This is a genomic window from Acidianus manzaensis (genome assembly GCF_002116695.1).
GTDB classification, from domain to species: Archaea; Thermoproteota; Thermoprotei_A; order Sulfolobales; family Sulfolobaceae; genus Acidianus; species Acidianus manzaensis.
On record NZ_CP020477.1, the window covers coordinates 1280581 to 1293369 of the forward strand.

The 12789-nt window shown below is 29.5% G+C and carries 14 protein-coding genes; 5 read left to right on the forward strand and 9 right to left on the reverse strand.

Annotated elements, in window-relative coordinates; translation table 11 throughout:
• Positions 1-101: 101 nt before the first annotated feature.
• The gene (locus B6F84_RS05915) at positions 102-1001 is read right to left on the reverse strand and encodes a pirin family protein (protein ID WP_148691390.1); all 900 of its coding nucleotides are present in this window, start codon (positions 999-1001) and stop codon (positions 102-104) included.
• Between the two features lie 313 nt (positions 1002-1314).
• On the opposite strand from B6F84_RS05915, the gene thsA reads away from it, so the two are divergent.
• Together thsA and B6F84_RS05925 are read left to right on the forward strand one after the other, a co-directional pair.
• Positions 1315-2958, forward strand: a complete 1644-nt coding sequence (thsA, locus tag B6F84_RS05920) for a thermosome subunit alpha (RefSeq protein WP_148691391.1) — start codon at positions 1315-1317, stop codon at positions 2956-2958.
• Positions 2959-3125: 167 nt separating this feature from the next.
• A complete protein-coding gene (locus B6F84_RS05925; protein ID WP_148691392.1) occupies positions 3126-4577 on the forward strand; it encodes a hypothetical protein in 1452 nt (483 codons plus the stop codon).
• 141 nt (positions 4578-4718) lie between these two features.
• Here B6F84_RS05925 and B6F84_RS05930 read toward each other — a convergent pair whose 3' ends face one another.
• The gene (locus B6F84_RS05930; protein WP_148691393.1) at positions 4719-5378 is read right to left on the reverse strand and encodes a DUF72 domain-containing protein; all 660 of its coding nucleotides are present in this window, start codon (positions 5376-5378) and stop codon (positions 4719-4721) included.
• Between the two features lie 106 nt (positions 5379-5484).
• On the opposite strand from B6F84_RS05930, the gene proC reads away from it, so the two are divergent.
• Both proC and B6F84_RS05940 read left to right on the forward strand, forming a co-directional pair.
• On the forward strand, positions 5485-6279 hold the full coding sequence (gene proC, locus B6F84_RS05935) for a pyrroline-5-carboxylate reductase (RefSeq protein ID WP_148691394.1): 795 nt from the start codon (positions 5485-5487) through the stop codon (positions 6277-6279).
• Positions 6280-6410: 131 nt separating this feature from the next.
• Complete coding sequence (locus B6F84_RS05940) at positions 6411-6563, forward strand: AbrB/MazE/SpoVT family DNA-binding domain-containing protein (protein ID WP_148691395.1); 153 nt, start codon at positions 6411-6413, stop codon at positions 6561-6563.
• Positions 6564-6611: 48 nt separating this feature from the next.
• On the opposite strand, the gene B6F84_RS05945 is transcribed toward B6F84_RS05940, so the two are convergent.
• From B6F84_RS05945 to B6F84_RS05970, 6 genes are all read right to left on the reverse strand, one after another.
• Positions 6612-7250 carry a CHAD domain-containing protein gene (locus B6F84_RS05945; protein WP_148691396.1) on the reverse strand — a complete coding sequence of 213 codons (639 nt, stop codon included), beginning with the start codon at positions 7248-7250 and terminating at the stop codon, positions 6612-6614.
• On the reverse strand, positions 7231-7848 hold the full coding sequence (locus B6F84_RS05950) for a dTMP kinase (protein WP_148691397.1): 618 nt from the start codon (positions 7846-7848) through the stop codon (positions 7231-7233). The genes B6F84_RS05945 and B6F84_RS05950 overlap by 20 nt, the downstream gene beginning before the upstream one ends.
• Positions 7845-8471: a dTMP kinase gene (tmk, locus tag B6F84_RS05955; RefSeq protein WP_148691398.1), complete on the reverse strand. Its 627-nt coding sequence runs from the start codon at positions 8469-8471 to the stop codon at positions 7845-7847. The genes B6F84_RS05950 and tmk overlap by 4 nt, the downstream gene beginning before the upstream one ends.
• Positions 8468-9724 carry a Ppx/GppA phosphatase family protein gene (locus B6F84_RS05960; RefSeq protein WP_148691399.1) on the reverse strand — a complete coding sequence of 419 codons (1257 nt, stop codon included), beginning with the start codon at positions 9722-9724 and terminating at the stop codon, positions 8468-8470. Before B6F84_RS05960 ends, tmk begins: the two co-directional genes overlap by 4 nt.
• On the reverse strand, positions 9725-10204 hold the full coding sequence (sixA, locus tag B6F84_RS05965; RefSeq protein ID WP_148691400.1) for a phosphohistidine phosphatase SixA: 480 nt from the start codon (positions 10202-10204) through the stop codon (positions 9725-9727).
• 97 nt (positions 10205-10301) lie between these two features.
• Positions 10302-11870 (reverse strand): thiamine pyrophosphate-requiring protein, encoded by a 1569-nt coding sequence (locus B6F84_RS05970; RefSeq protein ID WP_148691401.1) that lies wholly within the window; start codon positions 11868-11870, stop codon positions 10302-10304.
• 194 nt (positions 11871-12064) lie between these two features.
• Here B6F84_RS05970 and B6F84_RS05975 point away from each other — a divergent pair, with 194 nt between their 5' ends.
• A complete protein-coding gene (locus B6F84_RS05975) occupies positions 12065-12346 on the forward strand; it encodes a hypothetical protein (RefSeq protein ID WP_148691402.1) in 282 nt (93 codons plus the stop codon).
• Here the strand turns inward: B6F84_RS05975 and B6F84_RS05980 are convergent.
• Complete coding sequence (locus tag B6F84_RS05980; RefSeq protein ID WP_148691403.1) at positions 12341-12745, reverse strand: acyl-CoA thioesterase; 405 nt, start codon at positions 12743-12745, stop codon at positions 12341-12343. The genes B6F84_RS05975 and B6F84_RS05980 overlap by 6 nt on opposite strands.
• Between the last annotated feature and the right edge of the window lie 44 nt (positions 12746-12789).

The window sequence follows — 12789 nt, forward strand, 5'->3', positions numbered from 1 at the left end:
ACAAAAATATTTTTGCGTCTTCAAGAAATAAATTGTTTCTAAAAATAGTAATACTTTGAGTCTCAAGATTACTGAATTAAATGTAATAAATTAAAAAATATTTACTCGAAAATTGGAGTTTTATTTCTTATGAAAGTTCCTTTTCTAAGATCTGATAACGCTTCTAAAATTTGCTGTTGTGTATTCATAACTATAGGACCATACCAGGCTATGGGTTCTCTTAGTGGTTTACCTGCAAGTAGAATGAATTCTACTGAGTTATTTTCTGTTGTATTTACTTTAATTTCATCTCCTTGATCAAAAATAACTAGGTTTCCCTCAGAAATTTCTGGACTATTAGGATCAAATTTAGCCTTGCCTTGAATAACATATGCTAAAACAGTATAACCTTCTTTTACCTTATGATAAAATTCGCTTTCTGGTGAGAGGCTAACATGAAGGTATGTTGGATCTACATCTTTTCCAGCTTTAACTGGCCCTGGTATCCCCTTATATTCTCCAGCTACAATCTTTACATATCCGCCTTCTATATCTTCTTTTGGTATTTGAGTATTTTTTAATCCCCTATATACTGGTGTTGTCATTTTTTTATTCGCAGGTAAATTTATCCATAATTGTAAGCCTTTGTTGTTTGTATTTAGAACTTTAGTATGTAGTACTTCTTTATCGTCTAATGGCTTAGGCATTTCTTGATGAAATATACCACTTCCTGCGGTCATCCATTGTATATCCCCAGGATAAATAACTCCTTTATTCCCTTCACTATCTTCATGCTCTACTTTGCCTTCCATCACATACGTTACTGTTTCAATTCCTCTATGAGGATGCCATGGAAATCCCATAATATATTCTTCTGGTTTTGACGATCCAAAAAAGTCTAATAACAAAAACGGATCTGTTATTTGAGCTACTTCAGTACCTCCGAATACTCTGTAAAGCTTTACTCCTGCACCGTCCATAGTGTGTCTGCCTTGTATTAATCCTGAAACTTTTCTTATCATTTTGATCGTGACAAACTTCGTTTTTATTTTTATAAAACTTTTTAACCATATTTATGGTTATTTTATAAAGAGAATAGGTACAAACATTAGTGTGTTTATTTGTCTCGTAGTAGTATCTAATCTAGTGATCATAGAGATTATAATTATATAGATTTCATTCCTTTTATAAAAATAAAACTTGACTCTAAAAATAGGTAATAGAGTATAGTAAAAAAATAGAAATAGAGTTATTTTTACTTTAATTAACTTTTCTGTACTGTAGTGATTATGACTAATTATAAATATATGGATTTCGAGTGTTATGTGTGAAATAATGGCTAATGTATTATTTAGGGAGAATACTAGTAGAGAATCAGGAAAAGACGTAATGATTTCTAATATAACGGCAGTAAAAACATTATCTGAAATGCTAAAATCCAGTTTAGGACCAAGAGGATTAGATAAAATGCTAGTATCATCAACAAATGATATAATAGTTACAAATGATGGAGCTACTATAGTTAAAGAATTGGACATACAGCATCCAGCAGCTAAAATTATTGTAGAAACTGCTAAAGTTCAAGATTCAGAAGTTGGAGATGGAACTACAACAGCAGTAGTTTTGTCAGGATTTTTACTTGAAGAGGCAGGAAAGTTATTAGATCAAAATATTCATCCTACTATTATTATTGATGGATTTAAGCAAGCTCTTGAATTAAGCTTAAAAATATCTAAAGATATAGCAATAAAAATAAATCCAGAGAATAAAGATTTTCTGAAAGAGATAGCATATACAACACTCTCTAGTAAATTCTTTTCCGGAAAGGAAGAACTTGATAAAGTAATAGATATAGCAATAAATGCTATTCTAGAAATAATGAACAAATATGGAGATAATTATAGTATTGATTTAGACAATGTAAAATATGTGAAGAAAAGAGGAGAATCAATTAGTGATGTTGAACTAATTAAAGGCTATGTATTAGATAAGGAAGTAGCACACGAAGGTATGCCAAAAAGAGTTGATGAAGCTAAAATAGCTATTTTAGACTTCGCATTAGAAGTTAAAAAACCAGAAATTTCAGCTAAACTAAGTATTGCGTCACCAGAACAAATTAAAAGTGCTCTAGATGAACAGGCAAGATATATAAAGAGTATTGTAGACAAGCTAGCATCAATAGGAGCTAATGTAGTTATATGCCAAAAAGGAATGGATGATATTGCACAATACTTCTTAGCTAAGAAAGGAATAATGGGAATAAAAAATGTTTCTAGAAGTGATATTGAAAAAATAGCCAAAACTACTGGTGGTAATATTATAAGCTCACCAAACGATCTAGATTCTACATACTTAGGATATGCTAAAACAGTATCAGAAAAAGAAGTAGGAAAAGAAAAAGCTATATTCATAGAAGGAGTAAAACAAGCAAAGGTTGTTACAATATTAGTGAGAGGAGCTACAGATATATCAATGGATGAAGTAGAAAGAAGTTTTAACGATGTATTAAATGCTATTAGAAACGTGATTATATATCCATATGTAGTAGCAGGTGGAGGAGCATTTGAAGAAGAGATTGCGATGAGATTAAGAAATAATTCGTTACCGGGCAAGCAGCAATTAGCATTAGAAGCTTTTGCAAATGCAGTAGAGGAAATAGCAGTAACACTAGCTGAAACTGCCGGAATAGATCCCACAGAGGCGTTAGTTAATTTAAGAACCATGCATTCTAAGAGCTTAGATAAAAGTGGAGTAGACGTAATGAACGGAAAAATTGTAGAAGATATAACAAAAATTGGAGTATTAGATCCTTTAAAGGTTAAAGAGCAAGTATTGAAAGGAGCAGTAGAAGCTACTTCAGCAATACTAAAAATAGATGACTTAATAGCTGCAGCTCCAAGTAAGCAACCTCAACAACAAGGAGGAGAAGGCGGATATCCAGGTATGGGAGGATATGGTGGATATCCTGGCATGATGTAAAAAGTTTTTTATATTTCTTACCTTTATGAGAGAACACATCTAAGATAATAGTAAGTAAAATTAAAAATATATTATATTTTTATAGTTTAATACTATAAAAATGATGGAATTAATATTGCATCTATTATTAGCTAACCTTATTAGTCTAATTAGATATCACGAATTTTATGTACTTTGCTAGAAAGACATCAGGGCTTTTAAAAGAATTATCATCTTTCGACGTTTTTATGTTAAATTTATCATTTATGGGTGCTATAGCTGGCATATCCTATCCGCTATATGTAGCGTCTACTTTACCTAAAGCAAGTTGGTTAATAGCTACTGTATTAGGTTCAATAATGGTTTTACCTCTTATCGTAAACTATTATTTAATATCAATTAAATATAATAGAACTTCTGCTGACTATGTATTTGTTTCAAGAAAATTAGGTGGTTTTATAGGCACTGTAATGGCTATGGCTTTATACACTTCTTTTGCTATGGGTTTTCCAGTGCTAAGTATGCTTGAAATTATTTATGTTATTGTTCCTGGATTACAAGCAATAGGTGCCTCTTTTCATATTCCATATTTGATTAATTTGGCTAATGACATTTTGAGCACTAATTTGTATTTATTTGTTACAGCTTTGTTATTTAGCTCATTAAGTTTTATTCTATCTCTAAGAAGACTTTACTTTAAATCTATCAATTATTTAACGATCATGGAAATTATAAGTACTATAATTATTATCTTTTCATTAATCTTTGGAAAATTAAATGTTGGTGATAAAGTGACGTTTATTCATCCTTTTAATTTACAAAGTGTAGTATTAGCACAAATTTTTATTTTAAGCTATTTTGCCTTTATAAATGCACCTGCATACTATGCTGGAGAGGTTAAGAAAACAAAGAAAACAATGTTTTATGGATATTTTGGAGCCTGGATAGCTACTTTTCTTATGAGCGTATTTATTATATTAAGTATTGAACTAAGTATAGGAAAGGCTTATTTTTTAGAGGTAGAAACACAAGGATGGAATCTACCAATTCTTCCTAACTCAATTTTACCTTTTGCTTTTGCTTCCGTATTAAATATCCCAATTTTAGTGTTAATTCTATTTATTACATCAATATCATGGTACTTGCTTTATGCTATGCAGAATTTTACTATGTCAACTAGGTTGCTCTTTTCCTTATCTTTTGATAGAATTCTGCCAGATTTTCTATCTAACGTAAAAGGAGGAATGCCTGCTAACGCTACTATAATATCTTTTATTGTTTCGTTATTCTTCTCCTTTATTGAAATTTACTTAGGTTTTTCTATAAGTTTTGCCGTTGATGGTTTATGGTTTATAATTTGGAGTTACTTATTAGTAAGTATAGCTTCTATAAAAGAGAATAAAGTTATAGCTATATTATCTTCAATTTCTATGATATTTACTGCATTTATCACTATATACTATGGACTAATTAATCCATCTTTTGGGACTTTGATATTCGCAGGAAATACGTCTTTTGATCTTCTTACTATCATTATACCTCCTATAGTTGGGGTAATTACATACGTTATTTCGAAATCGTATAGAAAGAAGCAAAAAATAAATATTGATATGAATTTTAAGGAAATACCTCCAGAATAACTATTTTTTATTTAGTAATTTTTATTTCTCCTTTCATATTATAACAAGTTGTTTAACTATGATGTCTTTCGAGGTTTTAGTTTTAATTCTAAATATAATGCTTAAGTAATTAACTTTATTTTTGATTTGATCACACTCTTATTATTTATTATCATTGAATAGTTCTAGCATTCTTTTTCCATTTTCTAGCATCCACAAGTCATTATTGAAAAAAATGTAAATCTTCTTTGGATTTAATTCAAGAATTTTACTAATATCATCTTTTAATTCATTATCATTATATTCATAGAAATACCAATTATCTCTACCATGCATTCGTAAGTATACTGTTCCTGAAGTATTAATTATATAAACTCCTATAGGAGAATCAATTGAAACTACTGTAATTTTCAAATCTAGATCAGTTTGATACCATTTAGGATCTCTAAATTCTATTGCCATTTTCTCTCCTACAATTTTTTCGAATTTTTTGACTTTATCAAGATTATCATCGTTAAATTTGAAAGATGGGGGCATTTGAAATAAATAAAAATCAGGATTAAGATCTTTTACTATTGATTCAAATTTATTCCAAATTTCGATATCAGTTAATCTCTTTATATGGGTGATTATTCTATTAACTTTTACAGCCCATTTTATATTATATTTTTTCCAAGATGAAACTTGCTTATATGTAGGAAATCTGTAAAAACTGGCATTTAGTTCAACTGCATTGAAACCTGAATTTTCTACATACCAGCTCAAACTTCTCTTAGGATTCCAATTATACATCCAACCAGATGTTCCTACATAAATTTCCATACTTATTTTCTTTTGCGATTGGTAATTTAACCTTTAGGAGCTGTTTCCAGTATCTTATTTAAGAGACTGTTGTAAACTTTAATTTTAGTGAATATAATTTCTTTTCATGAGAATAGCAATACTAGGTTCAGGGAAGATTGGATATGCAATCTTAAAGGGGTTAAAAGAGAATGATATTGCAGAATATTTAATTGGTACTGGAAGAAGCGAAGCAACTTTAAATAAAATTAAGAACTTAGGAGTAGAAGCTACATCTGATAACAATTATGCAGTAAGAAATGCTGATTACATAATTATTTCAGTCAAACCCCAGCATTTTATGTCTCTCATAAAAACAATAGATCCAGAAAGTTGGAAAGAAAAAACTGTAATATCAGTAATGGCTGGAATAAAAATCTCTACTATCAAAAAATTAATAGAAGCTAGAGAAATATACAGAGCTATGCCTAACATTAATGCGTTGATAGGTAAATCTACTACAGCTATAGCGGAAGGAAGAAATGAGAGTGTAGATAAAATATTCAAAAGTATTGGTTCTACATATTGGATTCAAGAAGATCTATTAGATGTTTGGACTGCATTAATAGGTAGTGGACCAGCTTTTGTCGCAGAATTAGTAGATGCTTTTGTTTTAGGTGCAGTAAATTGTGGAATGCCTAGAGAATTAGCGTATAATACTGTTTTAGACATGATTAAGAGTACTTCAGATATGCTTTCGAAGTCTAATTCTCATCCCTTAGATTTAAGAGATAATGTAACCACTCCAGCTGGTACTACAATAAAAGGATTGCTTGTAATGGAGTCTGAAGGAATAAAGGCTGGAATAATTAAAACTATAGAAGCTTCATATAAACGTTCAATAGATTTAGGAAAAGATATGCAGAACAATTTGATTTCTTGAATTTTTTCCTACCTAATTAATTATTTGGATAACTAATTCATTTAAAAATAAAAGTAGTTTCCTTTTAATGTCTGAGTATGGAATAAAAATTTTTAAAGGCTGAAAACTAATATTACATGGTGTAGTGTAAAGTGTCAGTGGTAAAAGTATCTAAGAACTTCCAGGTTACAATACCGGTTGAGATAAGAAGAAAATTCCAGATAAATGAAGGAGAGTTCGTAAAAATAGTATATGATGAAAACGAAAAAACCGTAAAAATAATTAAAATGAACGAAAAACAATAATACGTAGAGCTTTTTGGAAAAATAAAAATATAATATTTTAATATCAAGTTATAGACTTTTTTGATTTGTATTCTTAAAATGGTGAAACTCGTCTTGAGCAATTATAACTTTTAAAATAGCTTTTCTAGCTTCTTCAGAATATATAGAAATATTAACTTCAGGTGATGTCAGACCATTACATTCAGATCTTAATATTTGATCTCTTAAATCCCCCATTTTTTTAGCTAATGCCTTTATTTCTTTTGAGTCATAACCAAGGGATTCAATCAAATCTCTAGCCATTCTTACGTTTTTTCTTAACTCATGAAAATCTTCCATTTTAGGTATGGATAAATATATTTTAACTATTCTATCATAAACTAGGAGTCTACTACCATAAACTTTTCGTATTACACAATTACTTAGCTTTTTTGCTTTTTTTATTACTCTTAATGCAATTAAATCCCTATTTTTTAAATTAATTGAGCAGATATCTGCGTCCCTTATTTTACCTAAAGTATGTAGTATATCCTTAGTTAAAAGTAAACAATCTGGATTATAGTAAATAGGATAAATGGAATATAGTACATCAAAGTATTTCCTTATATAAACTCTCATGTCATGAATTTCATTTTTACTTGTGCCATTAATTTTTAATGCTTTGTGTAAATTATTATTGGCGTAATATTCAGGACGTAATATTCTCAATTTTACTCACTATTTCCTTATTAACTTCATCAAAATTTCTATCAGTATTTACTATATTTTCTTGATTTGATAAAGAAATTAAGGCATGTTGGAATTTGTTTATATAATCTTCATAAGCGCTGAAAATATCTTCCTTAACACAGATATCTATCCCTGCGCTTAAAGGGTCTAAATATCCTTTTTTCTTAATAATTCTTTTCATTATTTCTTCTGGCTTAGATACTAAGGAAAAGTATGTTACTGGTTCTGAAAATACTGATAACACGTCTTTCATCCAATTTTCTTCTAATCCTCTAGCTAGTCCCCACGACATTAAAGTTAAGACATAACCATCAGCTAATGCTATAAATCCAGAATCTATAGAAGGTTTAACGTAATTTTCCATCTGGTCTGCTAAATCTGTAACATAGGCTAAAAACAATGTTCTTCTTTCAAATACTATATTCTTCTTAACTTGTGATATTCTTTCTCCCATTAATTTAGACATTTGTATTCCAAAAGTTATTACTCCATAACCTTCTTTTTCTAAATATTTCCTTACTGCTTCTAGATGTGCTGTTCTACCTGATCCTTCTATTCCTTCAAAAGCTATTATCAAATATACTCACCTAAAATTTTTCTTATTTCCATTTGTATTTCCCTTGGTGTTTTATTTCCATCTATTTCAATAAAATTATTCTCTTTAGAAATTTTATCATAAACCTCTACCACAAGACTTTGATATTTTAGAAAACCTTCTTCTGGAGTTAAATTAGGAAAAATGTCATATCCAGCTTCTTGAGGCTTTATTCCTCTTTTGGATTTCTTTATTCTTTCTAGCGCAATTTCTGGAGATACTCTAATATAAAACGTAAAATCTGGCTTTATTGCAAATGAATATAATTTCTTTACCCAATCTATGTTAACTCCTCTTACGCTATCTCTAGCATAAGCTGTATAAATATATCTATCGGAAATTACTACAAAGCCAGATTTTATCATAGGAAGTATATATTTCTCATACCTATCTGAGAAATCTGTAGCATGAATTAGACTGAAAGTTAAAGGAGTTAACAAATTCTTCTTTTTAGCCTCTTTTATTATGTCATGAATCCATTCTGATGAATTCCACTCGGTAAGATAAACATCTTTTCTCATTTCAATCCAATCTTTAAGTAGTTTAGCTTGGCTTGACTTACCTGAGCCATCAATGCCTTCAAAAGCAATTAATAATCCTTTCATATTCTGACGCCTGCTATGTATTTATTTACAGCATTCTTAATTATTTTACCAAAATTATAAATCTCTTTTTTACTAATATCTTCATTTATTGCTTTTATATATCTCTTTTTAACCTTAGAATTAACTGATTTACATAATAAACCAATTAAAATTGCTTCGTTTAAAGTAAATCCTGGCATTACAGCATTCTTAGTAAATCTATAGCAAATATCATAAGGGTTTAAGTATCCGGCCATCTTAAATACTGATGCCAAATATGTCGCAGATGCTATATAAAATGAATATTTTCCGTCTATCTGACTTAATATATCTTCCATTATAGCATGTGGAGGATCAACACAATGAGATAATGCTATACCCTCTAACCATGAATTTCTGTCAAGTTTTTTACCTTCTGTTAAAACTCCTTCTCTCATTCCAAATGATGAAACCAGAATATTTTCTACACCAAAGTATTTAGCTAACTCATCCAAAATAATTGCAGCAGAATGGATAGTTAACGCTCTATCTTTACTTATTCCTGGCAGGGATGATCTGTCTTCTAAATCTAATGTCTGAAGTACTGTAGCGTATTTGTTAATCTGTTTTGATGGTAAAAAGTAACCATGAATAGAACGAGAATTAAAAGAAGATAGTTTTTCATCAAGTTTAGCCAATGCTCTAACGTTTCCTCCAGATCCAACTAATATTTTTGTATTTTTTAGATTAGTAGTAGAAAGATTATCATCTACTTTTTTTCTGATTTCTTTTTCTGAAGATTTTGACAATTTAAGAGCTCCTAAAGGTAATTGATATACTTTACTTATATTTCCTGAATTTACTTCTATTATTTCTAGTGATCCTCCACCTAGCTCAAACAAAATTCCACTTGAAATAGGCAAAGTGTTTAACATTCCTATTGCTGAATACCTCCCTTCTTCCTCTCCTGATACAATTCTTATTTCTTTTCCTATAACCTTGCTTAATCTTTTTGAGGCTTCTTCACCGTTAGATGCATATCTAAAAGCACTTGTAGCTACAATTTTAACGTCTTCTATTTTTTTATTTGAATCTAAAATTTTCTTGAAATTCTTTAACGCTATTTCTGCTTCTTCTATTCTATCTTCTGATATAAATTTTCCTTCTTCTAATCCTTGTCCAATTCTTACAAAATACTTCAAAGAACCAATAGTCCTAAAGGTTCCATTAGAAAATACTTCATAAATTACAATTCTAAAAGAATTATATCCAGCATCTATTACTGCATGATACATTCATATCAGCTTTAATACCTTTTGCGTAAGAAGCATTTTTAATTCTCCTTTATTATCTGCCAAGCTATATTCTACTACTGCTATTCCTCCTTTTTTAATTTCCACTTCACCTCCAGTTATCAATTTTATATAGTTAGATAAATATGGTTCATGTCCAACAATCATAATAGTAGAATTATCTGCAAATTCTTTCATTTTTTCAATAAATGAACTTGGATCTTTGTCTGGTGAAAGTTCATCCATTGTTTCAATTTTCTTATCGTCTATTCCTAATTCATCTAATATAGCTTCTGCTGATTGGTATGCTCTAATATAAGGACTGGTTATAATTCTATCTATATTATATTCCATTTCATCTATAAAATTTGCAATTCGTTTCATTTGTTTTATTCCTTTTTTTACAAGTTTTCTATCTTTATCCTCTTTTCCATCAATTTTAGGTTCTGCATCGCCATGTCTAACTATCAAAATAGTTATCATAATTTATAAGGCGTAAATAGGGGTTAAAGCTTTTTTCTTAATAGTCTATTTTAACTATATAGATATAAATAAATGTATATACATAATCTTAAAAAAATCAAATTATTTTAGCATGGACAATTACAGGTTTACCTAATCTAATTTTTTCTACGCCTTTTTTGAGTGATTCTAACAATTCATCAGGCCTTTCTGCATATTCGTAATAACCTCCTATAGATTCTATAGATGAAGGAATTTTCTCTATATCAAAATCGGCTCCAGGATATTCCTTCAAATCAATATCAGGATAAACTTCTCTAACAGCTTTCCTAACTGCATTCCAACCTTTATTATCAAAAATTACAGTAAGTATAGGGTATTTCTTCACTATATAATAAAAAGCTGAAGGTACTCCGAAAATAAAAGATCCATCACCAACTACAGAAATCACATCTTTACCAGTAGCAATTTTATAACCTACACTAGCGCCTAAAGCCCATCCTAAATGCCCTATAGCCGGATCTCCAAAATAGGAATTAAATTCATTAAAAATTCCATATTTGGGATTTAAATCGTATTCATTAAAAATGGGAAATCCAAGTCTACTTACTACATAAGACGCATAGTTTTTATCTATACTATCTCTATCAGATAATTTTTCAATAGATTTTATTTTCTCTTCTTTCTCATGTAATATTTTATCTAAAAAATTTTCATCATACTTTTTGTTCGATAGCTTAAGCCTATTGAAGAAATCGTCTACAGACGTTTGCACACATAAGTCACATTCAAAATCATAATATGGTATATAAGAATATGAAGGATCTGAATCAATTCTAATTATCTTTGCATCTATATTTTCCTTCTTGGGAATCCATGGAACTTCAGTTTCCACTTCGATAATAAGATCAGCATTCCTTAAGTCGTAATTATCGACCGCCATTTTCCCTGATGATGGATAATTAACTCTTTCACCGATATAATTTACTACAGGTATATTATATTTATCAGCGAAATCTTTTATAGCTTCAAACCAAGATTCTTTTCTTCCACTTCTCCACGTTACAATTACTGGATAAGAGGATTTTTCTATCATTTCTTTAGCTTTTTCAATAATATTCTCTGGTGTTCCAGGATAATAATAAGACATTCTAATTTCCTTAGATTCTACATTTGAAATACTTATTTCTCTCGGAATAGCAATATATACTGGACCTTGAGGTTCGCTTAATGCTATTTGAACAGCTCTAGAAAGAACATAAGGTATCTGAGAAGGATCTCTAACTTCATAAGCGAATTTTACGTATCTTCTTACTAATTCTTCTTGATCAGCGTCTTGAGTCCAATGTATTCGTAAATCTCTACTTGCAGTACTACCCTTAGAAGTATAAGGAGACTTACCAGCTATAATTAATAAAGGAATTCTAGATGTATACGCATCAGCAATTATACCTAGAGAGTTTAAAGTTCCAGGTACTGTGTGAACCATTAAAACTCCTAGCTTACCAGACAAAGAATACCCAATAGCAACACTAGCTGCAGTGATCTCATGGGGAACTATAACAAATTCTGGTTCTTTTAACTTGTTTTGAGCCCTAATAAAAGCTGGGTAATCTGTACCAGATACAATAAAAACTTTATCTGCATATTTTTTTATAAATGTTAAAATGTATTCTCCTACTTCCATAAGTGAATGTTACTTTTATTTCTAAAATAACTTACTGCATACAAGTTTTATATCTATGGTAAATAGGAAAATAATTTCTTAAAACATATTCAAATTTTTTAGTAGTAAATATTGGATATACGATAACAAAACATTATAAGTTGATTTTGACTTTTAAAGCTAAATTTATTTTTAATAAATTAGTATACTCAACTATGTTTGAAGAAATCTCCTCTAAATCTATAGAAGAATTATTAGATAATTCCGCCGAATTTGATTACACTAAAGAAGAATTCTTCCAAGTATTAGATATTATTTATAAAAAAGCAAAAGAAGAAGAACTACAAATAATAGGACCGTCATTGTCCTTAGAGAATGGCCTTAATAAGCTAACATATATCATAAAAAAGGGTAATATAAAGGTAGGAGAGATTGGATTTTACTATGGAAGTAATTATCTGAAATATAAACATTATGTAAAGTTTTCTAGACTATAAAGAAATAATCTTATTTAAGATATCGTCTGGAAGTTCTATAGCTTTCCACGTCTTAGGATCAATAGAAGCTTGAATTACATATCCTTCGGTAGTTTTTTCACCTTTTCTTATTATCGATATATCAAATCTAATAACCTTCTTTGATAAGACCTTTGGTGAGAGAACCACATCTATTTCATCTCCTAATTTTAACGGTTTTTTATATACTGCATGAGATTCAACTATTACAAACCAAAAATTATCACTAATAGGATAGTTTATGCCTAATTTTTCTGTCATCAGTTTCTCTATGGCATTAGTAAAAAATCTATAATATGATGCGTAATGTGCTATACCTTGAGCATCAGTATCATATATTCTTACTGTTTCTCTAAATACGAACTCTATTTGTGCAGACATAAAATAAATTAATTATTCTAGCTTATTAGCTTCATCTAAAGATA

Bases quoted from the DNA above. Each gene is read 5' to 3' on its own strand.
- B6F84_RS05915 (WP_148691390.1), bottom strand. From the start codon at position 1,001: ATGATAAGAAAAGTTTCAGGATTAATACAAGGCAGACACACTATGGAC.
- thsA (WP_148691391.1), top strand. From the start codon at position 1,315: ATGGCTAATGTATTATTTAGGGAGAATACTAGTAGAGAATCAGGAAAA.
- B6F84_RS05925 (WP_148691392.1), top strand. From the start codon at position 3,126: ATGTACTTTGCTAGAAAGACATCAGGGCTTTTAAAAGAATTATCATCT.
- B6F84_RS05930 (WP_148691393.1), bottom strand. From the start codon at position 5,378: ATGGAAATTTATGTAGGAACATCTGGTTGGATGTATAATTGGAATCCT.
- proC (WP_148691394.1), top strand. From the start codon at position 5,485: ATGAGAATAGCAATACTAGGTTCAGGGAAGATTGGATATGCAATCTTA.
- tmk (WP_148691398.1), bottom strand. From the start codon at position 8,471: ATGAAAGGATTATTAATTGCTTTTGAAGGCATTGATGGCTCAGGTAAG.
- B6F84_RS05960 (WP_148691399.1), bottom strand. From the start codon at position 9,724: ATGTATCATGCAGTAATAGATGCTGGATATAATTCTTTTAGAATTGTA.
- sixA (WP_148691400.1), bottom strand. From the start codon at position 10,204: ATGATAACTATTTTGATAGTTAGACATGGCGATGCAGAACCTAAAATT.
- B6F84_RS05970 (WP_148691401.1), bottom strand. From the start codon at position 11,870: ATGGAAGTAGGAGAATACATTTTAACATTTATAAAAAAATATGCAGAT.
- B6F84_RS05975 (WP_148691402.1), top strand. From the start codon at position 12,065: ATGTTTGAAGAAATCTCCTCTAAATCTATAGAAGAATTATTAGATAAT.
- B6F84_RS05980 (WP_148691403.1), bottom strand. From the start codon at position 12,745: ATGTCTGCACAAATAGAGTTCGTATTTAGAGAAACAGTAAGAATATAT.